A 21229-nucleotide genomic window follows, 5' to 3' on the forward strand; every position below is an offset into this window, starting at 1 on the left:
TCGATCGTGGATCCGGGTCAGATCGGTTCGAGCAATGCGGAGAGTTTGCCGATTCTGCCGTTCGGTTCGAATTCGAAGTGCAGATAACGCTTGTTGACCTCGTACCGGTCGAAAGTCCGCCCGGTGCGTTCCGGGGTACCGAGGAACGCGGCGACTTCGGCGCGGGTGGCGGTAGGTGATAGCCCGTCGATCAGCGCTGTGGGCCGCGGATACTGGCCATAGCCCGGGTCCTGGCCGTCGGGCTGTGTTCGCACCATGACCGACACCAGGACATTGTTTTCGAAGAGCAGGTCCGTGCCGGCCGGTTTGAAGATGAAGTACGTGGACTTCTCGCTGTCGAGGTCGAACTCCTCGACCTCCATCTCGGGACCGACCAGGGCGATGGCCTCGAGGATCTGGCTGTCGCCCTGCCAGCGCCCCAGCACGTCCAGCAGCAGGGCCACCTCACCGGTGACGGTCGTCATATTCCCTTCCTTCGGTTCACGCATCTTCTCGATCGCGGCGTCTACATCCTCAGCCGAGTAAGCACGGTTGAGCAGGTTCCTCCGGGTCGGAGCCCGGTCCCGCTCGGCCGCCGCGCTCAGATCTGCCGCATCCGATTCGATTTGTTGTGGGAAAGCGCCCGCCGGTGAAGAGGATACGGGGGTTCGCGTGGCAGGTGCGGGCGCAAGGTTGTGATCGGCCGTGCGGATCCGTCGTTGACGGGTGTGTCGGGGCTGGTGGCGGTGGATGGGCTGGCTGCCAAGCTGGGGATGGCCGCCGTGATCGATGCGGCGGTGGAGGATGCGGACCGGGTCACTGGGCGGTTCAAACAGCGGGATCGGGGCTTGCCGGCTGGGGAAAGTGCTGGTGGCGGTGGCCTCGGGTCAGCTGGCGGGTACCGATCATCTGGTGGGGCTGGATCGATTGCGGGCCGATGCCGCTGGGCTTCGCCGGGGACCTGGCCCGCGAGTGCCTGTTCCGCGGGGTGCACGTGACCACACCCGAGAAGGCGGCCGAGGCCGAACACTGGGTCCGGCACCGCACCGACATCGAGGCCCTCAACCGCGACGCCAAACACGGCGTCGCCCTGCGCCACCTGACCTCCGGCCACCCCGAGGTCAGCGCCATGTGGATGTGGGCCTCGCTGCTGGCCTGCGCGATGTCGGCCTGGCTGCAGGAGATCTGCGGCCTGGACCACGGCAACGGACGCGGCCGCGCCACCATCACCCGGCTCCGCCGCGAACTCATCGCAGTGCCCGCCTGGGGGTGCGCCTGCCATCCGGGCACCATCTCCTGGTCCGGGTCCTGGACCGCCTCACCGCCCTGCCCGATCCCGCCTGACCCACCAAGCCCTGTCCCGACCAGCGCAAACACACCGAGGACCGCGGAACCTCCGCCCACCCGCCGCGACAGGCGGGCACCGGCCCAGCCCACACCACGCACAAGACCGCGAAACACCGATCAACCCCGGACACCGACCAAGAGCAATTCTTGATCGTGAATCCGGCGTCTGAGCATCACACCCGGCCAGTTGTCACATCTTCCCGGGCCGCTCCGTCAATGGGGTGTAACAGCCGACACGGCAAGGAGATCAACATGGACGCTCGTATCGACTACTACGGCACCTCCATCGTGGCCAAGTACATGAAGTACCTCCAGTCGGCGGGCAAGGTGCTCGCGGACTCGACTCTGCCGGCCGCCACGCAGGAGCTGGTGAGGCTCCGCGCCAGCCAGATCAACGGCTGCGGAGTCTGCGTCGACATGCACGCCAAGGATGCCGCGCACGCCGGGGAAACCTCGGTGCGCCTCAACCTGGTCGCGGCGTGGCGGGAAGCGACGGTCTTCACCGAGGCCGAGCGCGCCGCCCTGGAACTGGCCGAACAGGGCACCCGCATCGCCGACGCCGCCGGCGGCGTCACCGACGAAGCCTGGGCGAACGCCGCCAAGCACTACGACGACGACCAGCTCGCCGCCCTGGTGTCCGCCATCGCCCTCATCAACGCCTGGAACCGTATGAACGTCATCGTCCAGCAGCCCGCCGGCGGTTACCAGCCCGGCCAGTGGGGGTGACCGGCAACCCCGCCCGTCAGGGCGAGAAGGTCGCCAAGCGCGTCGACTGAATCGGACGGCCCGACCACCAAGCCGTCAACCAGCACCAAGGCCCCGCCGAATCCTCCGGTCACTCGGCGGGGCCTTTCAGGCTTCTACGTCCACCCGCGACAGGGACGTGAAGTCGTCACCCACATCGACGGCGACTCCGTCCCCCTGTACGCCTGGAGCGACGAAGGCGTCTGGTACGCCGGCCGGTTGGTTCGCGACCCTGGGCGACCTCACCGCCTCCTTCCGGCCCCCACCCGACGCGGTCTGGCATACGTGGCGGCGTGGGCGCTTCGTCGCCGCCTACGCCTCGACCGCGTCATCGCGTACCAGCGGCCTGGTCGGGCCCGGATCAGTCCTGCTCACCTGCTATGTGCAACCGACGGTTGCGTGATCGTGGATGGCACGCTAGGTTTAATGCAACCAAACGTTGCAGATGGAGATGGAGCAGGCGTATGGAGTACGGCAGTATCGAACGCGAGATTCACGTCGACGCCTCGCCCGAGGTGGTCTTCGAGGTCGTCAGCCGCCCCGAGCACATCTCGAAATGGTGGGCGGACGACGCCGACGTCGAAGCGGCTCCCGGCGCTGTCGGTGAGCTCATCTGGGGCGACAGGGCGGAGGTCGCCCCGATCGTCGTGGTGAACGCCGACCCGCCCCGATTGTTCTCGTTCCGCTGGAGCCATGTCGGCGGCAAGGTCGACGACTCCGCCAACTCGCTGCTGGTCACGTTCGAGCTGACCCCGTCGGGCACGGGCACGACGATCCGGCTCACCGAGACCGGATTCCGGGAGATGGGCTGGGAGGCCGCCAAGCTGGCGGAGCAGTACCGCGAACACGGCGCCGGCTGGGACACCTTCATTCCCCGACTCGGGGAGTACCTCGCGCGGCTGGTGTCGACCACGTGACCGCCGCCGTCGACGACGACCTGTGGTCGGCAGTCGGGGACCCGACCCGTCGGCGGTTGCTCGATCTACTCCTGGCGGACGGCAACGGCACCGCCACCAGCCTCAGCGAGCGGCTGCCCGTGACACGGCAGGCCGTCGCGAAACATCTCGCCATGCTCGATCGCGTCGGCCTGGTGCACGCGTCGTCTGCCGGGCGGGAGAGGAGGTACCGGGTGGACGAGGCGCAATTGGCCCGCGCGGTCGCTCAGTTGTCCTCGGTGGGGGCGGCTTGGGACGCCAGGCTCCGGCGCATCAAGGAGATCGCCGAAGCCATTCAGCGCAGCAAGGACCAGCCCGGGGCACAGCAGTGAATTCACAAGGTTCAGACGAGAAATAACACTGAAAAGGGGAATCGGCAATGGTGGACATCCTGCACAGAGCGGGAATCAAGTCATCGGTGGACGAGGTCTACGCGGCCTTGACCACCCCCGAGGGGCTGGCCGGCTGGTACACGACCAACACACAGGGCGAAGGCAACGAACTCGGCGGCGTGCTCCAGTTCCGGTTCGGGGCCGGCGGATTCGACATGAAGGTCCTCGAACTCAACCCGGGCAAGCGCGTGCTGTGGGAGGTGGTCGAGGGACCCGAAGAATGGATCGGCACGCACGTGGACTGGAAGCTCGATCAGGTCGACGGCTACACCATCGTCCTCTTCAAGCATGAAGGCTGGAAGGAGCCGGTGGAGTTCATGCACCACTGCAGCACCAAGTGGGCGGTCTTCATGATGAGCCTGAAGTCGCTGATCGAAACCGGGAAGGGCGCTCCGGACCCCGACGACACCAAGATCGACAACTGGAACTGACCTTCCGCTCACCGGACGCGAGTCAGGATCTCGCGCCGTCGCAAGACACCGCCTCCGCCAGCCGCGATGCCGGCGGAGGCGGTGCCGTGCAGCGGTCAGCATGGACGAGGACTCACTCAGCAGACCCATAAGCCGATGGGCCTGTTACAAAGATCCGCAAGGGTCTATCTCTGCCAGGTCGAAGACGCGGTCGCTGGTGTGCCGCATTCGAAATCGCGGTCGGGTCAGCAGGTGCTTTCGGTTCACGTCGACATCTCGTTGTCGGAGCTGCGCCTCGAAGCCTTCCTGCCGGCGGACGAGACGGACGAGTTCGGGTGGGACGGCGTCCGGTAGTGCTCCCTGCCGGCCGCCGTGGTCGCGGGCCGCCGCGGCCGGAGGCGCTCAGGTAACGGGTTCGTCACGGGCAAGGGTTCTCGGCGCTGAGCATTGACACTGTTCCGCAAACGTTTTCATACTCTTCGCCATGAGCGCGGACAGCACCCGGGCCTCGATCCGGGCCGTGGCGAACCTCGCAGGGGTATCGCCCTCGACGGTCTCGCGTGCGCTGAACTCCCCGGAGCTCGTGAACGCCGAGACCCGGCGGCGCGTGCTCGAATGCGCCGAGCGGCTGGGCTACCAGCCGAACCGTGCGGCGCAGTCGCTGGTCCTCGGGCGGACCCGCAACGTCGGGCTGATCGTCCCCGACATCGCCAACCCGTTCTTCGCGCCGTTCATCAAGGGCGTGGAGGCCTACTTCAGGGACACCGAGTTCGCGGTGTTCCTGGCCGACACCGACGAGGACACCGCGACGGAGGTCAGGCTGGCCGAGGCCATGGTCGAGCGGGTGGACGGGCTGATCCTGTGCGCGCCGCGCATGTCGGGGACGCGGCTGCGGGCCGTCGCGTCCAAGACGACCGTGGTCCTCGCCAACCGGACGAGCCGGACTGCGCCGTCGGTCCTGCTGGACTTCCAGCCCGGCATGGACCAGGCGGCGGCGCACGTCCACGCGCTGGGCCACCGGCGGTGCGCGTACCTGTCCGGCCCGGCCAACTCGTGGTCGAACCGGCAGCGGCGCAAGTTCATCGGCGCCGCCTGCGCGGAACGCGGCATCGAACTGGTCGATCTCGGCCCGTACGAGCCGCGCTTCACCGGTGGCTTCCGGGCCGCCGACGAGGTCCTCGCCGCCGGCGTGACCGCGGTTTTCGCCTACAACGACCTGGTCGCGCTCGGGGTGCTGTCACGGCTCACCGCGCGCGGCGTCCCCGTGCCCGGAAGACACGTGCCCGGCGAGACCGGTGAGTCCGAAGGGGTCAGCATCGTCGGGTTCGACGACGTCCCGATGGCGTCCATGACCAATCCGCCCCTCACGACGGTGGCCATGCCCGTGAACGCGCTGTCGCGGGCGGCGGCCGCCACCATGCATTCGATGCTCGACCCCGGGGCGCCGAAGGCGCCTCCCCTGCCGCCGGCCGCGGAGCTGGCGACCCGACTCCTCATCCGAGGCACCACCGGGCCGGTGTGAGTCGGCTCGGCCATCAGGACGAGACGTCTGAGTGCAGACGTCCTGCCAGGAGGACCCACCCCATGAGAACTCCTCGATCCGCTCTCCTCACCCTCGCGACCGCCGCCGGCCTGCTGCTGGCCGCGTGCGGCGCGCCGGGCTCCGACGGCGGCACGGCGTCCGAGCCGTCGGCGGCGGACGTCAAGATGCCGTCCGACCCCGTCACCCTGAACATCATCGACGTCGCCGGGAACCTGCAGCTCACCCAGCAGATCTTCGAGAACTACAAGAAGGAGCACCCCGAGCTCATCAGCAAGATCACCTACACGAAGGCGACCGCGCCGGAGCTGGCCGGCAAGGTCAAGGCCCAGCAGGACGCCGGGCAGCTCGACATCGACCTGGTGCTGACCGGCACCGACGGGCTCTCCGCGGGCCTGGAGCAGAACCTGTGGGTCGACGTGCTCGGCAAGTACTCCGGCAAGCTTCCCGACCTGAAGTCGCTGTATCTGGAGCCGGCGTCCAAGATGCAGGACTTGGCGCAGGGCAAGGGCGTCGTCGTGACGTACTACCCGTCCGGGCCGCTGCTGGAGTACAACCCGGAGACGGTCTCCGACCCGCCCACGACGGCGGACGGACTCCTGGAGTGGGCCAAGGCGCACCCGAACAAGCTGATGTACGCGCGTCCGTCCAACTCGGGCCCCGGACGGACGTGGCTGATGGGCCTGCCCTACATCCTCGGGGACAAGGACCCCATGGACCCGACGAACGGCTGGGCGAAGACCTGGAAGTACCTCAAGGATCTCGACCAGTACGTCGAGTACTACCCGACGGGCACCACGCAGACGATGAAGGAGCTGGGTGAGGGCACCCGCGACATCATCCTCAGCACCACCGGCTGGGACATCAACCCGCGCGTGCTCGGCCAGGTGCCGAAGGACGTCGAGATCCAGCCCCTGGAGGGCTTCACCTGGGTCACCGACGCGCACTACATGGTCGTTCCCAAGGGCGTTTCGGGCGAGAAGCTGGCCGTCCTGTTCGACCTGATGAAGTTCGCGCTCCAGCCCCAGCAGCAGGCGATCACGTTCGACAAGGGCTACTTCTACCCGGGCCCGGCGGTGAAGGGCGTGACGCTGGACATGGCGCCGGCCGAGAGCCGGCAGGCGATCAAGGAGTTCGGGCGTCCCGAGTACGACCAGCTGATCGCCGGCAACCCGAAGGCCCCGCCGCTGGACGCCAAGGCCCTCGTCGCCGCGTTCGACCGCTGGGACCGCGAGATCGGCGGGCAGAAGGTCAAGAAGCAATGACATGTGAGGAAGGCATGACCTGTCGAACGGTCATGCCCGCGCACGACGTCGGCCGGACCTACGACGTCGGCCGGACGTACGAATCTGACAGGACGCACGAAGGCAACCGGACGCGAGGGGACTTCGCGTCCTCGGGAGGTGCGTCATGATGGCGGAGACCGTGCTGGAGAAGGACGCGCGCGCCGGGTTCGGGCATCTGCGCCTGGACGGTGTGACCCGCCGCTTCGGCAAGGCGACCGCGCTGAGCGGTTTCGATCTGCGGATCGAGGGCGGCGAGTTCATCGCCCTGCTCGGGCCGTCCGGATGCGGCAAGTCGACCGCGCTGAACTGCCTGGCCGGGCTGCTGCCCCTGTCGGACGGCGCGATCTGGCTGGACGAGGAGCGCATCGACACGCTGCCGCCGGAGCGCCGCGGGTTCGGGATGGTGTTCCAGAACTACGCGCTGTTCCCGCACCTGTCCGTCCGGAAGAACGTCGCGTTCGGGCTGTCGGTCCGGCGGGTCGGCAAGGCCGAGACGGCCCGCCGGGTGGACGAGGCGCTCGCGACGGTCGAGCTGACCGAGCACGAGCACAAGCTGCCCGGCCAGCTGTCGGGCGGGCAGCAGCAGCGGGTGGCGATCGCCCGCGCGATCGTGCTGCGGCCGAAGCTGGTGCTGATGGACGAGCCGCTGTCCAACCTGGACGCCAAGCTGCGCGTGCAGATGCGCACCGAGATCCGGCGGATCCACCAGGACCTCGGCCTGACCACCGTGTACGTGACGCACGACCAGGAGGAGGCGCTCGCGCTCGCCGACCGGGTCGTGGTGCTGCGGTCCGGGGAGATCGAGCAGATCGGGACGCCGGAGGAGGTCTACACACATCCGGCCAGCGCCTACATCGCCGGTTTCATGGGCTACCGGAACCTGCTGGAGCTGCCCGTCCTGACGGGCGGCGGCCCGGCAGGGGGCGGCTCAACGAACGGCGGCTCCGCGAACGGCGGCGTCGACGGTGGCAGGGTGTCGCTCGGCGACAAGGCGGGCCTCACGCTGACCGGGATGAGCCGGCGGCCGATCACCGGGGCGCGGGCGGTCGCCGCCGTCCGCCCCGAGGACTTCCGCGTCGCCGGGCCGCCCGGCTCGGCGACGGGGGAGAACCTTGTGACGGTCCGGGTGGAGGTGTCGGAGTTCCACGGACGCGAGGTCGCCGCCGAGGGCGTGATGGACGACGGCCGCGTCGTCCACTTCAGGTCGCCGGAGCGGATCGCGCCGGGGGAGCGGGTCACGCTGACCGTCCCGCCCGAACGTGTGCTCGTGTTCGGGGAGAACGTCCAGGACGCGGCGGAGGCGTTCGACGACCCCGCGGAGATCGGGGTACAGGATGGCGGTTGACGCTCCCGCCCGCCCGAAGGCGCCGGTGCCGCGGCGCAGCGGTCTGCGGCACCGGCTCGCCGAACGCGGCGTCGACCGGGTACTGCTCCTGCTGCTGCCCGCGGTACTGGTCATCGGGCTGCTGTTCATCTACCCGATGCTGTACGGGGTGGGCCTGTCGCTGCAGCCGAAGAACGGCGGTGGCCCGTTCGGCAACTACGCCGACTTCTTCCGTGACTCCTATGAGCGCGGCACCGTCTGGAAGACGCTCCGGCTCGCCCTTCCCGCCGCGCTGATCAACGTCGGCGCGTCGGTGCCGATCGCGTACCGGCTGCGCGGCAGGTTCCGCGGACGGCGGCTGCTGACGGCGGCGCTCGTCCTGCCGGTGACGCTCGGGACCGTCCTCGTCGCGGACGGGCTCCTGCGCTACCTCGGCCCCAAGGGGTGGTTCAACCGGGTCCTGATGGACATCGGGCTCGTCGATGAACCCGTCCGGCTGATCTACAACTACTGGGGCGTGCTGTTCTCGCTGCTCATCACCGGGTTCCCGTTCGCGTTCCTGCTGGTGCTCGCCTACATGTCGGGCATCGACCCGACGCTGGAGCGGGCCGCGGCCACGCTCGGCGCCGGGCCCTGGCAGCGGATGCGGCGGGTCATCCTGCCGCTGCTGGCGCCGGGCCTCGCCACCACGTTCGTGCTCGCGTTCGTGCTGGCGTTCTCGGTGTTCCCGTCCGCGAGCCTCGTCGGTGAACCGGCGGGGGAGACGCGGGTGATGGCGATCGCGGCCTACCAGGCGGCGTTCGAGAAGTACGACTACTCGATGGCCTCGACCATCGCCGTGCTGATGGGCGTGTTCGAGCTGCTCGTCATCTCGGTGACGCTGCTGCTGCGCGGTCGCCTGTACACCGGGCCCGCGATGGGAGGTAAGGGATCATGACCGCCGCTGTAGCGGGCAACACCGCCCCGGTGCGGAGGAGGCGGTTGCCGAAGGGCCGGCTGAGCGGCTGGTTCGTCTGGGCCTGCGTCGCGTTCTTCCTGGTCAATCTGGCCGGGCTGATCTTCTCGGTGATCGTCAACTCGTTCGGCACGAAATGGTTCGCCGGATGGCTGCCGCAGGGCTTCACCACCGCGTGGTACTCCAACGCCTGGTCGGAGTTCGCGCTCGGCGACGTGCTGACCGTCACGCTGGAGATCACGCTCATCGTGGTGGCGCTGTCGCTGCTGATCGGCGTGCCCGCCGGGTACGCGCTCGCGCGGCGCGACTTCCCGGGCAAGCGGATCGTGATGTTCCTGCTGCTGCTCCCGGTGCTGCTGCCTCCGATCACCTACGGCATCCCGCTCGCCACCGTCCTCTACAAGGTGCATCTGGCGGGGACGATGACGGGCGTCATCGTGGCGAACCTCGTCCCGGCGCTGCCGTTCGTCATCCTCGTCATGACGCCGTTCGTCGAGCAGATCGACACCAACGTGGAGTCGGCCGCGCGGATGTGCGGGGCCCGCACGCGGCAGGTGTTCGCGCGGGTGCTGGTGCCGCTGCTGCTCCCCGGCATTCTCGCCGCGGGGATCCTGGTGCTGGTGCGGACCGTCGCGATGTTCGAGCTGACGTTCCTGGTCGCCGACGCGGACAGCCAGACCCTGATCGTCGCGCTGTACAGCGCCGCGTTCACGCCGGGGATCCGCGCCGCGCAGGCCATCGACGCGATGGCCGTGATCTACATGGCGCTGTCGGCGCTGCTGCTGATCATCGCGTTGCTGTTCGTCAACCCGACGCAGATCGTCGCCCAGGTGAGGGAGGCTCCCAGCGAATGAACCTCAGGCATATGAGGCACAGTCATTTCGGGCACAGTCATTTCGGGCACAGCCAGGTCAGGCACAGCCAGATCAGGCACGGTCGAGCGAGCATGACCATATGAGCGCGGTACGGTTCGACTTCTCGGGGGAGCGGGTGCTGGTCACCGGCGCCGCGGGCCTGATCGGCCGCGCGCTCGTGCACCGGTTCGCGGACGCGGGCGCCGACGTGCTCGCCGTGGACGTGGACACCGAGGGGCTCAAGATCTTCGACGCGATGCCGCGGGTCACCACGATGGACGGCGACCTGGCCCGCGAGGACGTCGCCGACGCCGTCTTCGACCGGCTCCGCCGGGACGGCGGCCTGGACGTGCTCGTGAACAACGCCGCGATGACCGAGGTGCGCACCCCGTTCATCGACATCGACGCCGCCGTGTGGGACGCGGTGATCGCCGCGAACCTGCGGTCGGCGTACCTACTGTCGGTGCGCGCCGTCCGGTACTGGCGCGACGAGGGACGCGGCGGCGCGATCGTCACCATGTCGTCGCCGGGCGGTTCCCGCGCGCACGACGACCAGAGCGCCTACGACGTGACGAAGGCGGGCATCGAGGCCCTCAGCCGTGCGATCGCCGTGGAACTCGGCGGGCTCGGCATCCGCGCCAACTGTGTCGCGCCGGCCAGTGTCGTCGGGGAGGTACGGCCCGCCACCGATCTGCCGGCGGGCCGCACGACCGCTCCGGAGGAGGTCGCCGACGCGACGCTGTTCCTGGCTTCACCGGCGGCGGCGCAGCTCAACGGGCATGTCCTGCGCGTGGACGGCGGCCTGCACGCACGGCTGCGCACCGACCCGTCCCAGGAACAGCAGCGCGACGCGTAGAACGTACGGTCCCGCCCCCTTGCGTGTGCAGGGCGGGACCGGACGGTTTCGGAACATGGCGGTCCGGGTGGATCAGACGCGCCAGGAGCGGACGAGTTCGTCCAGCATGGTCGCGTCGTAGATGATGCCCTGCGCCCTCAGTTCCCCGGCGACCAGCTCGCCGTTGCCGTCGTGCTTGGCCAGCAGCCGGTACACCGCGTACGGGAACCAGTGGTTGTCGCTGATCCGCTGGATCTCGGCCTCGTTGCAGGTGTAGCCCTCGGCCCTGACCTCGGCGAGCGTCCCGGCGACGTCGCCGTGGCGGCGCTCCAGGATGTCGATGACGAGGGCGCGAAGGCCCTCCGGGTCGGGTGCCGTGGGGGCCACGGCGGGCGCGGGCTCCTCGGTGGCGGTGCCGTAACCGCTGCGGCCGTTGAGGCTTCCGCGTGCGGCGGCGCTGACGACGGCCAGTTCGGGCTCGGGTTCCGGCGCGGGCGCGGGCGCCTCGGTGGGGACCGGAGCCGGTGCGGCCGCCTGGGCGTGGGCCGGCTGAGCCGGTGCGGCCGGCTGGGAGGGCCTGGTCGGTAGGGGCGGCGCCGCTGGTCGGGTCGGTGCGGTCGGTTGAGCGGGTAGGGCCTCGGCGGCGGTTTCGGCGCCCGCTCCCGCCTTGGCCGCGGTCTCGGTCGCCGAGCGGCCGGACTCGATCGCCTTTCCGGAGTGGCCGGGAACCTGGATCCGCGGGAACGGGCCGGTGTTCCGCATGGGCATCAGCGTGATCTGGTTCAGCGTGACGGGGCCGGCGATGGCGCGCGTCTGCGGCTCCGGCTGCTTGGGCGGCTCCTCCGCCTCGTCCTGCGCCACGTATCGGTGCAGCGTCCGCAGCAGGACGAACAGGCCGAGCATCGACACGATCGGCGGGACCGCGGCCGTCGCCTGGTACGAGAACGTCTTGTGGCCGACGTGGCCCACGTTGAAGACGAGGCTGGCCGTCCACCCGGCGAGGGCGATCGTCAGCGGCAGGAAGAAGTCCAGCCAGCTCAGCAGGGCCCGGCGGTGCAGGACGAAGGCGTCGATGGCCAGCAGGAAGAGGCCGAGTTCTCCCACGATGATGAACAGGTCGACTAGGAGCGGGAACGATTCGGCCTTCCAGCCCCGCAGGCCGTGTTCCAACGCCCAGTGGTAGAGGCCGGCGTAGGACTGGGCGAAGCCACCGGCGGTGGCGGTCAGGACCGCTGCCGCCATGAATGCGATGGCGCCCCACCGTGTGATGACCTGTGCCCGGTTGGCAACGCTCATTCGGGGTGTGCTCCAGATTTGCTACCAACTGAAAGTTATCGGAAGGAGACTATCCATTCCTTTGGCGTTTCGTGGGGGATTCGCATCACGTCTCGGTTCCGTTCCTGTGGGACGCCGAATGGGACGACGTGCAAAGAAACGGTGCGAAACGGCGCTTTCCGGACGACCCTGCGGGGGGGCGGCCGGCCGGCTGTGCGTCGGCTGGGTGCGATATGGCGCGCACGGACGTCCCCGCCAGGGCGCCTGTGGCCTTGGCGGGGACGAGATCCCGTGGAAGCTGGGGTAGCCGGGCTCGCGAGCCGGGCTACGGAACGCGCAGGACGAAGTCGAACGTCGCGGCTCGCCCGGTCGGGCCGGTCCGGACGTCCATCAGCAGTTCGGGGTCGAAGAGCATGTCGCTGGAGTTCCGCGGCTCGTTCGGGAAGTAGAGCTGCGTCGTCAGGATCCGCTGGTACGGCGCCTGGACCTTGACGTGGATGTGCCGGGTTCGTCCCGGATAGAGGCCGGGCACGATCGTGGTGAGGCTGAATCGTCCCATTGTGTCGGTGTACTGATGCCCACGCAGCCTATATCCGTAGTTGTCGTAATTGCCGTAATTGTCGGCCTGCCAGAAGTCGAGCAGCGCGCGATTCACCGGACGGCATGACAAGGAGTAGACGATCCCGGTCACCGTCAACGGGGTCCCCGGCATTCCGGGCGTCACGATCGACGAACGCTGTGGGGAGCCGGGCTTGAAGTAGGGACCCTCCATCTGCGGCGGGGTCGGGTCATCGCCGTCGTCGCACATCGGCGTCGGAGCGAGCCGCGGCCGCCCGACGCGAGCCTCCGCGGGCGCGCCGGACACCGCCGCGGGCAGCGTGAGCGCCCCGAGCCCCGCGGCGACGATGAAGCCTTTGCGGCTGATCCCGCGCGGCTGCTCGTCCGCCGGGGCGTGCTCGTCCGGTGGAGCATGCTCGCCCGGTGGAGCGTGCTCGTCCGGTGGGATTGGGGCATCGGTTGGCATGGCGGTTCCTCTCGGGGTCGTCCGGTGGTTCGGTCGGCGGGGCTCCCTGGGAGTTCGTCCCATGTATAAGCCGGTCCCGGTCGCGTGGTCTTGGCGCTGCCTGCCGGGACTTTGGCGTCGAGTGCCAAAGCCCGCCCGGAGCGTCGTGCCGACTCGCTCATTGACGTTCCTGACCGGGCGTAGAAACCTTGCGGGTGGCGTCCGAGACCCCGCCCGCCGACCGGAGGAGCGTCATGCCCACGCTCGCTGACACCTCGGACCACCCTGCCCGCGACCAGGCCGAATACTGGCGCCACCTGATCACCTCGGCCTTCGGGCCGTTCCACGTCCAGCCGCGCGCCCCCGGCGGGTTCGCCGCCCGCCTGACGGGCCGTACCCTCGGACCGATCGAGGCCGGTGACGTGCACGCCCCCGCGCACGCGGTGCGGCGCAGCGCCCGGCAGATCGCCCGCGACACCCGCGAGTGCTACAAGCTCGGCCTGGTGCTGCGCGGCTCGTGCGTCCTGAGCCAGAACGGCCGCCGCGCCCGGGTCGGGGCCGGGGACGTGGTGTTCTACGACCTCACCCGGCCGGTCGAGATCGTCTTCGGCCCTCACCACATCTTCACGGTGGTGATCCCGCACAGCGCCATCCCGTTGCCGCCCGACCGGCTGGCCGCGTTCGGCGGCACCCTGATGGCCGGAAGCACCCGTGGCGGGCGGATCGTCGCCTCGCTCCTGGGCGCCCTCGCCGACAACGGAGACGGTGACGGGGATGACGAGCCTTACGCCCATCATCTCGGCGGCGCGGTCGTCGAGCTGGTGACGGGGACGGCCGGAGAGTGGCTCGGCGCGCCGCGGCCCTCGTCTCCGGAGGCGGCGGAGATGCTGCGCGCGATCAAGGAGTGGATCGAGGCGAACCTGCACGACCCGGCCCTGTGCCCGGCCGCGATCGCCGAGGCGCACCACATCTCCGTCCGCCAGCTGTACCGGGTGTTCCAGCCCGTCGGCACGACCGTCGCCCGGTATATCCGCACCTGCCGCCTCGAACACTGCCGCCGCGAGCTCGGCGACCCCTTCCTCGGCACCCAGCGCATCGGCGCGATCGCGAACCGCTGGGGCCTTCCCGACGCCGCCGCCTTCAGCCGCGCGTTCCGCGCCGCCTACGGGCAGACCCCCACCGCCTACCGCGCGGCCGCCACCGGCATCCAGGGGGATGGCTAGCCGCATCGATGCCCGGAACCTGGGAAGGGCGGGAGGAAGACGACAAAATGGGGGAACGTCGATATGCCACGCCCAGGAAGCCACAAGTACGACATCAAACGCGCGAAGACCCGCAAGCGGATGGAGGACGAGGGGTTCGCCTCCGATTCCGAGGCCGGTGAGCGCGCCAACGACGAGCTTCAGATGGACGAAAACCGCCGGCCGCGGCGCGCGAGTGAGCGGGGTGAGGGTCCGAAGGGCGAGCGGAGGGGATCGCAGTGAGCCCTGGAGCGAGCCCTGGAGCGAGCACCGCCGCCGACGTCGTCGAGGCGGCCCTGCCGCTGGAGTACGAGGACGACCTCGACCCGCTTCTGGACCGGATCGGCGACGCCCGCTGCGTGCTGATCGGTGAGGCCAGCCACGGCACGCACGAGTACTACGCGTGGCGGGCGGCGCTGACGAGGCGGCTGATCGCCGAGCGCGGGTTCTCGTTCGTCGCGGTCGAGGGGGACTGGCCGGACTGCCGCAAGGTCGGGCGCAGCGTGACCCTGGCGCCCGGCTCGCCCGAGGACCCGCGGGAGGCCCTGGACGCCTACGAGCGATGGCCGACGTGGATGTGGGCCAACGAGGAGACCGTCAAATTCTGCCGCTGGCTGCGCGACCACAACGCGGGCCTGCCGGCGGGCGAGCGCGCCGGTTTCTACGGGCTGGACGTCTACAGCCTGTGGGAGTCGCTCCGGGCCGTCGTCGACTACCTGGCGGAGCATCGTCCGGAGTATCTGGAGACCGCGCTGGAGGCGTACCGCTGCTTCGAGCCGCACGGCGACGACCCGCAGGCGTACGGGTGGAACACCGCGCTCGTCCCGGACGGGTGCCGGGACGAGATCCTCGCGCTGCTGACCAGGCTGCGCCGGCCGGTGACCCACGGTGACACCCGTGACCCCGTGGAGGAGTTCGACGCGCGGCAGAACGCCGAGGTCACGGCGGGGGCCGAACGGTACTACCGCGCCATGATCAATGGTGGGCCGGAGTCGTGGAACATCCGGGACGTCCACATGGCCGACACTCTCGACCGGCTCATGGAGTTCCACGGCGGCCGGACCGGCCCCGGGGAAGGAACGGGCCCAGGAGAAAAGACCGGCCCAGGAGAAAAGACCGGCAAGGCCGTGGTTTGGGCGCACAACACGCACGTCGGCGACGCTCGGGCGACCGACATGGCCGGCGCCGGAATGGTCAACCTCGGCCAGCTCGCCAGGGAGCGTCACGGTCGGGATCAGCACGGTCGGGATCAGCACGGTCGAGACCCGCAGGGCGGGGATGAGGTAGTGCTCATCGGGTTCGCCGGCGGGTCCGGCGAGGTGATCGCGGCCCCGCGCTGGGGTGCCCCGATGGAGAACATGCACGTGCCGCCGCCGGTGCGCGGTTCGCTGGAGGCGGTGCTGGCGGAGTCGGAGCTGCACCGCGGGATGTTCATCGTGCCGCCCGAGCCGGACAAGCCCGCCTTCCTCACCCGGACGCTCGGGCACCGCGCGATCGGCGTGGTGTACGACCCGGACCGCGACCGGCGCCAGTACGTCCCGACGAGGCTCGCCGAGCGGTACGACGCCCTGTGCTGGTTCCGGACCACGTCCGCGCTGGAGCCGCTGCACCTTGGGGCGGCGCGGCGTGGTGAGCTTGAGACCCTGCCGACGGGAGTATGAGCCGGCAGGGCATGAGGAGCCTATGGAAGCGTTAGGAGCACGGCATGTCGCTGACCATGCGGCCGGGACCGCTCGCCGGATCGCCGGGAGACGAGGTCAACTTCAGCATCGACGGGCCGAAGCACAAGCTGTTCATGCACGATTTCCCGCGGCGGGTCCGTGCCCGCTTCGCGGGCGAGACGGTCCTGGACACCGAGCGCGGGCAGCTCCTGCACGAGACGGGGCTGCTGCCGGTCCTGTACGTCCCGGAAGAGGACGTGCGGGCCGACCTGCTGGACAGGACCGATCACACGACGCACTGCCCGTTCAAGGGCGACGCCGCGTACTGGACGGTCCGGGTGGGCGACCGGGCCGCGGAGAACGCGGTGTGGGCGTATCCGGAGCCGCAACCGGAGTCGGAGTGGCTGCGCGGGCTCATGGCGTTCTACTGGGGCCGGATGGACGCCTGGTACGACGAGGACGAGGAGGTCCGCGGGCATCTGCGCGACCCGTTCCACCGAGTCGACGCCCGCGCCTCGTCCCGGCATGTCCGGGTGCTGCTGAACGGGGAGGTCATCGCCGAGTCCGAGCGGCCGAAGCTGCTGTCGGAGACCGGGCTGCCCAACCGCCTCTACATCCCCGCCGCGGATGTCCGCCGCGGGCTGCTGAGCGAGAGCGCGAAGCAGACGGTCTGCCCGTACAAGGGCGAGGCGACGTACTGGTCGCTGGACGGCGCGGAGGACGCCGCGTGGTCCTACGAGGACCCGCTTGAGGACGCCGTCAAGGTGGGAGGCCACCTGTGCTTCGACCATGAGGCCCTCACGATCGAGACCGAGCCTCCGCCGGGCACGTGATGCCGCGTCCGACCGGCGGGCCCGTCCATGAGCCCGTCCCTGAGCGGGGTGCCGTCCATGGGCGGGTCGCCGTGCTCGGGCAGGTCGCCCGTGACCTGGTGCTGGTCGTGGACGACGTGCCCGCGCCGGGGGAGTCGGCGGACGTGCGGCGGCGCCGGGAGATGCTCGGCGGCAAGGGCGCGAACCAGGCGGTCTCCCTCGCGCAGCTGGGCGTCCGCGCCGGCCTGGTCGGAGTGGTGGGGGACGACGATGTCGGCGGCGGCATGCTCGACCAGGCCCGCCGCGACGGCATCGACGTCTCGCACGTCGTGCGGCGCGAAGGCACGGAGACCGGGCTGATCGTCGATGTCGTCGACGCCTCGGCCGGGTGGCGCTACCTGGAGGACCTGCCGGACGCCGTCCTGCTCACCGAGGCCGACGTCAGGGCGGCCGATCCGCTGCTGCGCGACTCCGCGTGGGTGAGCGTCCAGCTTCAGCAGCCTCCGGACGCGGTGCGGGCGGCGCTGGACCATGCGCCGGACGCCCGCATCGCGGTGGACGGGGCGCCTTCCGAGGACGTTCGTGACGAGGTGCTGGCCGCCGCCCATGTCGTCCGGGCCGACGCCCGGGAGGCGGAGATGCTCGCCGGTACCCGCATCGCCGACGAGCGCGAGGCCGTGAACCTGGGCGAGGACCTCGTCCGGCGCGGGCCGTCGCTGGTGGCGCTGGCCGTCGCGTCCGGGAACGTCTTCGTCTGGCCGGGCGGACATCTCGTCCTGCCGCTGGAGGACACGCCGGTGGCCGACACGACCGGCGCCGGGGACGCCCTCACCGCCGCGCTGATCGCCGCGCTGGCCCGCGGCGACCCACCGGAAAGCGCCGCACGCCTCGCCGTCGCGGCGGCCGCCGACACCGTCGGCCACCCCGGAGGCAGACCCTCCCTCGACCCCGCCGCACTCCGTGAGCGCGCGGGACTCTAGGGCCACAGCGGCAAGGGGGTAATGGGCTCGCGGCGAGGCCCGTCGCTGCCGCATGATTTCACCATGGTGGACACATCCCCGTATGCGGCGTTCGTCGTGGCGGCGCTCGCCCTCTGCCTCGGCCCCGGACCCGACATGATGTTCGTCGTCGCCATGGGCGGGCGCGGCGGGCCCCGCCGCCGGTGTGATGGCCGCGATGGGCGTGGGCACCGGTGCCCAGTTCGTGAACCCCCTGGGGCATCCGATGATGCAGTTCCTCGTCCTCGGGATCACGCTCGTGCTGATCGGCCTCGCCGTCGACTCCGGGGTCGGGCTGCTGTCCGGGCGGCTCGCCGACATGCTGCGGCGCAGCCGCCGGGTCGCGCGGTGCCTGAACACCTTCAGCGGGACGGTGTTCACCGGGCTCGCCGTCCGACTGGTCGCCGTCCCCAAGTGACGCCTTCCGGTTTACTGTCCATGTAACTCCGGGCATGTCAAGGACTCAGCGCATGTCAAGGATTCGGCAAAGCCGTCCGGGCGGGCCCGGCATACCGGAGGCAGAGCACGCCGGAGGCAAGGAGGAGGCGGGTGGCAACCTACGCGGCGACCTCTCCGCGCCCGGAATTCTGGGCCGCGCTCGACGCCGCGCAGCAGGCGGCGCTGCGCGCCGCCGGGCGTCCCCGGCAGTTCCCGGTGAAGTCGCCCCTGGTGTACCAGGGCGACGAGTCCGACCACGTGATCGTCATCGAGCGGGGCTGGGCGAAGGTGACCTCGTCGACCGAGGACGGCCATAACGTGGTGCTGGCGGTCCGGGGCCCCGGCGACCTGCTCGCCGAGAGCGCGGTGCTCGGCGGCCGGACCCGGTCGGCCACGGTCACCGCGCTGTCGCCGGTCCGCGCGCTGGTGGTGCCCGCCGCCCGCTTCACCGGCTTCCTGGACGAGCATCCGGACGTGTGGATGCTCGTGACCGGTACCTTCGTCCGGCGCATCGATGACATGGACCGGCGCCTGAAGGCCCACGTGACCAGCCGGGGCACCCAGCGGCTCGCGATGCTGCTCGCCGAACTCGCGGAACGGTCCGTCCACTACGCGCCGCCCGCGCCGGACGGGTCGATCGAGATCGGGCCGCCGCTGTCGCAGGAGGAGCTGGGCAGCTGGATGGACGCGTCCCGCGAGACGGTCGCGCGTGCCCTGAACGGCCTGCGCCGCGAGGGGCTGATCCGCACCGGCTGGCGGAAGATCACGGTCCTGGATCTGCCCGGCCTCCGCGAATACGCCAAAGAGAACGACTAGCGCAGAGTGAACGACTAGCGGAAGTGAACGACTGGCGAACGCGGCGGCCGGCTGGGGAGCGCGGTTAGCCCCAGGTGAGGCGTTCCTCCAGGAGGGCCTGCTGGGCGCGGTTGGTGGTCAGGCGCAGGGCGCGCTCGTCGGACTCGCGGGCCTCGTCGGGGCGGCCGAGGTCGCGCAGCAGCTCGGCGCGGACGGCGTGGTAGAGGTGGTGGCCGTCCAGGTCGCCGGCCAGCGCGTCGAGCTCGGCCATCGCGGCGGACGGCCCCGCGTGGCGGTGCAGCGCGACGGCCCGGTGCAGCCGCGTCACCGGGGACGGGGCGAGACGCAGCAGCATGTCGTACAGCACGACGATCTGGTGCCAGTCGGTGTCGTCCCAGGTGGGGGCCTCGGCGTGGCAGGCGACGATGGCGGCCTGCAGCTGGTACGGGCCCGGTTCGCCCTGGCGGGCCGCGCGGGCCAGCAGCGCGGTGGCGTCGGCGATGGCGGCGTGGTCCCAGTGTGACCGGTCCTGGTCGCGCAGCAGGACGAGGTGTCCGGCGGTGTCGAAGCGCGCGGCGGCGCGGGCCTGGTGGAGCCGGATCAGCGCCAGCAGCCCGGTGACCTCCGGGTCGGCGGGGACGAGCCACGCCAGCAGTGCGGCCAGCCATTCGGCGTCGTCGGCGAGGTGGCGTTCCTGGTCGGGGGCGCTCGACAGGTAGCCCTCGTTGAACAGCAGGTAGATGACGGTCAGCACTTCGGCGAGCCGCTCGGGCATCTCGGTGTCGCGCGGGATCCGGTAGGGGATCCCCGCGTCGGAGATCTTGCGTTTGGCCCGGGTGATGCGCCGCGCCACCGTCGGCTCCGGGACGAGGAACGCGGCGGCGATCTGCGCGGTGGTGAGCCCGCACACGACCCGCAGGGTGAGCGCGATCTGGGCGGTGCGCGGCAGCGCCGGATGGCAGCAGGTGAAGATCAGCCGGAGCCGGTCGTCGGGTTCGTGCGGCGGGGACCATTGCAGCAGCGCCAGCTTGTCGCGGTAGCGCGCCTGGCGGCGCAGCACGTCGAGCCCCCGCCTGCGGGCGACGGTGAACAGCCAGGCGTCGGGACGGTCGGGGATGCCTTCGACCGGCCAGCGTTCGAGCGCGACGCACACCGCGTCCTGGACGACGTCCTCCGCCAGGGAGAAGTCGCCGAGGACCCTGACCAGGGCCCCGGCCAGCCGGCCCGCGTGCTCGCGCACCACGCGGGCCAGTTCGGCCGCGGTCTCCTTCGCTGGGAGGTCCTGCTCGCCGCCCTGCTTCCCGCCCTGTTCGCCGCTCACGGGTTCAGAGCGCGGGGCGTATCTCGACGGTCGGGCAGGACGGCCAGGCCTTCGCAATGGCGAGCGCCTCGTCCAGGTCCGCGACCTCGACCTCGACGTAGCCGCTGATGACCTCCTTGCCCTCCACGAACGGCCCGTCGGTCACGACCGGGTCGCCTTCGCCGAGCCGGACGGTGGTCGCGGTCTCGCGGCCCTGCAGCCTTGTCCTGTGGACGATCTGCGCCGAGTGGTCGGCCAGCCACTTCTCGACCTTGCCGAAAAGCTCCTGCCGCTCGTCCTCGGTCCTGGACTCCCAGTCCTTGGCGTACTGCTCGGCTTCCACGAACATCAGCACATACCTCATGTGCGCCACCTCCTGCCCTAGAGACGAACGGCGGCTCCGCCGATCTGACACCGAAGTACATCAATTTTCCGCGCCTCGCCGCTGCGCCCCGGCCCGGTCGATCGGCAGGTCGGCCGGGCTCTGGTCTCCGAGAAGGCGGACATCGAGTCTTGTCAATGACAAGATAGGATGCCGCCCATGAGCGGCGACACCTACCATCATGGCGATCTGCGGCGGACGATCATCGAGGCGGCCGTCGGGGCGATCGCCGAATCGGGGCCGGTCACCTGGAGCCTGCGCGAGCTGGCGCGCCGCGCCGGCGTCTCGCACGCCGCCCCCGCCCACCACTTCGGCGACAGGGCCGGAGTGCTGACAGCCGTCGCCGCCGAGGGCTACGCCCTGTTCGCGGACGCCCTCGAAGCGGCCGGCGACGACCTGCACGAGACGGGCCTCGCCTACATCCGCTTCGCCGTCGACCGCCGCCCGTACTTCGAGGTGATCTTCAGACCGGAGCTGTACCGGCCGGACGACCCCGAGGTGACCGCCGCCCGCGCCCGCGCCGACCGGGTGCTCACCGAGGGCGTCCGCGGCGTCTCACCGGGCCGCCCGGACGACGACCGGACGGCATCGATCGCCGCCTGGTCGATCGTCCACGGCTTCGCCCACCTCTGGCTGAGCGGCGCGCTGCCCGCCGGGCTCGGCGACGACCCCGTGGCCGCCGCCCGCCCGGTCATCCGGCACCTCTTCGACCGCTGACCCCGA

General features: G+C 70.4%; 24 protein-coding genes. 19 read left to right on the forward strand and 5 right to left on the reverse strand.

The features are described from left to right. Positions 1–17: 17 nt before the first annotated feature. Positions 18–464, reverse strand: coding sequence for a hypothetical protein (locus ACTWPP_RS36710; RefSeq protein WP_443109028.1), 447 nt, complete (start codon positions 462–464; stop codon positions 18–20). Positions 465–916: 452 nt separating this feature from the next. Here ACTWPP_RS36710 and ACTWPP_RS36715 point away from each other — a divergent pair, with 452 nt between their 5' ends. From ACTWPP_RS36715 to ACTWPP_RS36765, 11 genes are all read left to right on the forward strand, one after another. After that, positions 917–1477 (forward strand): hypothetical protein, encoded by a 561-nt coding sequence (locus ACTWPP_RS36715; RefSeq protein WP_443109029.1) that lies wholly within the window; start codon positions 917–919, stop codon positions 1475–1477. A gap of 101 nt (positions 1478–1578) precedes the next feature. After that, entirely contained in the window at positions 1579–2052 is a 474-nt protein-coding gene (locus tag ACTWPP_RS36720) for a carboxymuconolactone decarboxylase family protein (RefSeq protein WP_443109030.1), read from the forward strand. A gap of 482 nt (positions 2053–2534) precedes the next feature. Next, positions 2535–2987: an SRPBCC family protein gene (locus tag ACTWPP_RS36725; protein ID WP_443109031.1), complete on the forward strand. Its 453-nt coding sequence runs from the start codon at positions 2535–2537 to the stop codon at positions 2985–2987. Further along, on the forward strand, positions 2984–3337 hold the full coding sequence (locus tag ACTWPP_RS36730) for an ArsR/SmtB family transcription factor (protein ID WP_443109032.1): 354 nt from the start codon (positions 2984–2986) through the stop codon (positions 3335–3337). Before ACTWPP_RS36725 ends, ACTWPP_RS36730 begins: the two co-directional genes overlap by 4 nt. Positions 3338–3384: 47 nt before the next feature. After that, entirely contained in the window at positions 3385–3828 is a 444-nt protein-coding gene (locus ACTWPP_RS36735) for an SRPBCC family protein (RefSeq protein WP_443109033.1), read from the forward strand. A 463-nt stretch (positions 3829–4291) separates the two neighbouring features. Then, positions 4292–5329, forward strand: a complete 1038-nt coding sequence (locus ACTWPP_RS36740) for a LacI family DNA-binding transcriptional regulator (protein WP_443109034.1) — start codon at positions 4292–4294, stop codon at positions 5327–5329. Between the two features lie 62 nt (positions 5330–5391). Next, complete coding sequence (locus tag ACTWPP_RS36745; protein WP_443109035.1) at positions 5392–6612, forward strand: ABC transporter substrate-binding protein; 1221 nt, start codon at positions 5392–5394, stop codon at positions 6610–6612. 145 nt (positions 6613–6757) lie between these two features. Beyond that, complete coding sequence (locus ACTWPP_RS36750; protein ID WP_443109036.1) at positions 6758–7978, forward strand: ABC transporter ATP-binding protein; 1221 nt, start codon at positions 6758–6760, stop codon at positions 7976–7978. Next, entirely contained in the window at positions 7968–8894 is a 927-nt protein-coding gene (locus tag ACTWPP_RS36755) for an ABC transporter permease (RefSeq protein WP_443109037.1), read from the forward strand. Before ACTWPP_RS36750 ends, ACTWPP_RS36755 begins: the two co-directional genes overlap by 11 nt. Continuing rightward, positions 8891–9766 carry an ABC transporter permease gene (locus ACTWPP_RS36760; RefSeq protein ID WP_443109038.1) on the forward strand — a complete coding sequence of 292 codons (876 nt, stop codon included), beginning with the start codon at positions 8891–8893 and terminating at the stop codon, positions 9764–9766. The genes ACTWPP_RS36755 and ACTWPP_RS36760 overlap by 4 nt, the downstream gene beginning before the upstream one ends. A 100-nt stretch (positions 9767–9866) precedes the next feature. After that, positions 9867–10622 carry an SDR family NAD(P)-dependent oxidoreductase gene (locus ACTWPP_RS36765; RefSeq protein ID WP_443109039.1) on the forward strand — a complete coding sequence of 252 codons (756 nt, stop codon included), beginning with the start codon at positions 9867–9869 and terminating at the stop codon, positions 10620–10622. Between the two features lie 72 nt (positions 10623–10694). On the opposite strand, the gene ACTWPP_RS36770 is transcribed toward ACTWPP_RS36765, so the two are convergent. Both ACTWPP_RS36770 and ACTWPP_RS36775 read right to left on the reverse strand, forming a co-directional pair. Continuing rightward, positions 10695–11843, reverse strand: a complete 1149-nt coding sequence (locus tag ACTWPP_RS36770; RefSeq protein WP_443109040.1) for a DUF2637 domain-containing protein — start codon at positions 11841–11843, stop codon at positions 10695–10697. 358 nt (positions 11844–12201) lie between these two features. Next, the gene (locus ACTWPP_RS36775; protein ID WP_443109041.1) at positions 12202–12900 is read right to left on the reverse strand and encodes a dioxygenase family protein; all 699 of its coding nucleotides are present in this window, start codon (positions 12898–12900) and stop codon (positions 12202–12204) included. Positions 12901–13133: 233 nt separating this feature from the next. Between ACTWPP_RS36775 and ACTWPP_RS36780 the strand changes: the two genes are divergently transcribed. The 7 genes from ACTWPP_RS36780 to ACTWPP_RS36810 all read left to right on the forward strand — a co-directional run bounded on the left by ACTWPP_RS36780 (position 13134) and on the right by ACTWPP_RS36810 (position 18845). Then, positions 13134–14102 carry a helix-turn-helix domain-containing protein gene (locus tag ACTWPP_RS36780; RefSeq protein ID WP_443109042.1) on the forward strand — a complete coding sequence of 323 codons (969 nt, stop codon included), beginning with the start codon at positions 13134–13136 and terminating at the stop codon, positions 14100–14102. 63 nt (positions 14103–14165) lie between these two features. Beyond that, complete coding sequence (locus ACTWPP_RS36785; protein ID WP_443109043.1) at positions 14166–14363, forward strand: hypothetical protein; 198 nt, start codon at positions 14166–14168, stop codon at positions 14361–14363. Then, positions 14360–15781 carry an erythromycin esterase family protein gene (locus ACTWPP_RS36790; RefSeq protein ID WP_443109044.1) on the forward strand — a complete coding sequence of 474 codons (1422 nt, stop codon included), beginning with the start codon at positions 14360–14362 and terminating at the stop codon, positions 15779–15781. Before ACTWPP_RS36785 ends, ACTWPP_RS36790 begins: the two co-directional genes overlap by 4 nt. A 44-nt stretch (positions 15782–15825) precedes the next feature. Then, positions 15826–16614 carry a DUF427 domain-containing protein gene (locus ACTWPP_RS36795; RefSeq protein WP_443109045.1) on the forward strand — a complete coding sequence of 263 codons (789 nt, stop codon included), beginning with the start codon at positions 15826–15828 and terminating at the stop codon, positions 16612–16614. Continuing rightward, complete coding sequence (locus ACTWPP_RS36800) at positions 16614–17573, forward strand: PfkB family carbohydrate kinase (protein ID WP_443109117.1); 960 nt, start codon at positions 16614–16616, stop codon at positions 17571–17573. The genes ACTWPP_RS36795 and ACTWPP_RS36800 overlap by 1 nt, the downstream gene beginning before the upstream one ends. A 196-nt stretch (positions 17574–17769) precedes the next feature. Then, positions 17770–18009 carry a LysE family transporter gene (locus tag ACTWPP_RS36805; RefSeq protein ID WP_443109046.1) on the forward strand — a complete coding sequence of 80 codons (240 nt, stop codon included), beginning with the start codon at positions 17770–17772 and terminating at the stop codon, positions 18007–18009. Positions 18010–18140: 131 nt separating this feature from the next. Continuing rightward, entirely contained in the window at positions 18141–18845 is a 705-nt protein-coding gene (locus tag ACTWPP_RS36810) for a Crp/Fnr family transcriptional regulator (RefSeq protein WP_443109047.1), read from the forward strand. 64 nt (positions 18846–18909) lie between these two features. Here the strand turns inward: ACTWPP_RS36810 and ACTWPP_RS36815 are convergent, their stop codons facing one another. Continuing rightward, entirely contained in the window at positions 18910–20145 is a 1236-nt protein-coding gene (locus ACTWPP_RS36815; RefSeq protein WP_443109048.1) for an RNA polymerase sigma factor, read from the reverse strand. A gap of 4 nt (positions 20146–20149) precedes the next feature. Further along, complete coding sequence (locus ACTWPP_RS36820; RefSeq protein WP_443109049.1) at positions 20150–20488, reverse strand: YciI family protein; 339 nt, start codon at positions 20486–20488, stop codon at positions 20150–20152. A gap of 177 nt (positions 20489–20665) precedes the next feature. On the opposite strand from ACTWPP_RS36820, the gene ACTWPP_RS36825 reads away from it, so the two are divergent. After that, positions 20666–21223, forward strand: a complete 558-nt coding sequence (locus ACTWPP_RS36825) for a TetR/AcrR family transcriptional regulator (RefSeq protein ID WP_443109050.1) — start codon at positions 20666–20668, stop codon at positions 21221–21223. Positions 21224–21229: the final 6 nt, after the last annotated feature.

Origin of the sequence: Actinomadura sp. 3N407, from assembly GCF_052245875.1 — a bacterium.
Classification (GTDB): Bacteria; Actinomycetota; Actinomycetes; order Streptosporangiales; family Streptosporangiaceae; genus Spirillospora.

What these genes read in the sequence shown, in the direction of transcription:
- ACTWPP_RS36755 (WP_443109037.1), top strand. Translation starts at nt 7,968, where the DNA reads ATGGCGGTTGACGCTCCCGCCCGCCCGAAGGCGCCGGTGCCGCGGCGC.
- ACTWPP_RS36710 (WP_443109028.1), bottom strand. Translation starts at nt 464, where the DNA reads ATGACGACCGTCACCGGTGAGGTGGCCCTGCTGCTGGACGTGCTGGGG.
- ACTWPP_RS36745 (WP_443109035.1), top strand. Translation starts at nt 5,392, where the DNA reads ATGAGAACTCCTCGATCCGCTCTCCTCACCCTCGCGACCGCCGCCGGC.
- ACTWPP_RS36740 (WP_443109034.1), top strand. Translation starts at nt 4,292, where the DNA reads ATGAGCGCGGACAGCACCCGGGCCTCGATCCGGGCCGTGGCGAACCTC.
- ACTWPP_RS36785 (WP_443109043.1), top strand. Translation starts at nt 14,166, where the DNA reads ATGCCACGCCCAGGAAGCCACAAGTACGACATCAAACGCGCGAAGACC.
- ACTWPP_RS36760 (WP_443109038.1), top strand. Translation starts at nt 8,891, where the DNA reads ATGACCGCCGCTGTAGCGGGCAACACCGCCCCGGTGCGGAGGAGGCGG.
- ACTWPP_RS36820 (WP_443109049.1), bottom strand. Translation starts at nt 20,488, where the DNA reads ATGAGGTATGTGCTGATGTTCGTGGAAGCCGAGCAGTACGCCAAGGAC.
- ACTWPP_RS36735 (WP_443109033.1), top strand. Translation starts at nt 3,385, where the DNA reads ATGGTGGACATCCTGCACAGAGCGGGAATCAAGTCATCGGTGGACGAG.
- ACTWPP_RS36715 (WP_443109029.1), top strand. Translation starts at nt 917, where the DNA reads ATGCCGCTGGGCTTCGCCGGGGACCTGGCCCGCGAGTGCCTGTTCCGC.
- ACTWPP_RS36780 (WP_443109042.1), top strand. Translation starts at nt 13,134, where the DNA reads ATGCCCACGCTCGCTGACACCTCGGACCACCCTGCCCGCGACCAGGCC.
- ACTWPP_RS36765 (WP_443109039.1), top strand. Translation starts at nt 9,867, where the DNA reads ATGAGCGCGGTACGGTTCGACTTCTCGGGGGAGCGGGTGCTGGTCACC.
- ACTWPP_RS36795 (WP_443109045.1), top strand. Translation starts at nt 15,826, where the DNA reads ATGTCGCTGACCATGCGGCCGGGACCGCTCGCCGGATCGCCGGGAGAC.
- ACTWPP_RS36775 (WP_443109041.1), bottom strand. Translation starts at nt 12,900, where the DNA reads ATGCCAACCGATGCCCCAATCCCACCGGACGAGCACGCTCCACCGGGC.
- ACTWPP_RS36825 (WP_443109050.1), top strand. Translation starts at nt 20,666, where the DNA reads ATGAGCGGCGACACCTACCATCATGGCGATCTGCGGCGGACGATCATC.
- ACTWPP_RS36805 (WP_443109046.1), top strand. Translation starts at nt 17,770, where the DNA reads ATGGGCGTGGGCACCGGTGCCCAGTTCGTGAACCCCCTGGGGCATCCG.
- ACTWPP_RS36750 (WP_443109036.1), top strand. Translation starts at nt 6,758, where the DNA reads ATGATGGCGGAGACCGTGCTGGAGAAGGACGCGCGCGCCGGGTTCGGG.
- ACTWPP_RS36800 (WP_443109117.1), top strand. Translation starts at nt 16,614, where the DNA reads ATGCCGCGTCCGACCGGCGGGCCCGTCCATGAGCCCGTCCCTGAGCGG.
- ACTWPP_RS36770 (WP_443109040.1), bottom strand. Translation starts at nt 11,843, where the DNA reads ATGGCGGCAGCGGTCCTGACCGCCACCGCCGGTGGCTTCGCCCAGTCC.
- ACTWPP_RS36725 (WP_443109031.1), top strand. Translation starts at nt 2,535, where the DNA reads ATGGAGTACGGCAGTATCGAACGCGAGATTCACGTCGACGCCTCGCCC.
- ACTWPP_RS36720 (WP_443109030.1), top strand. Translation starts at nt 1,579, where the DNA reads ATGGACGCTCGTATCGACTACTACGGCACCTCCATCGTGGCCAAGTAC.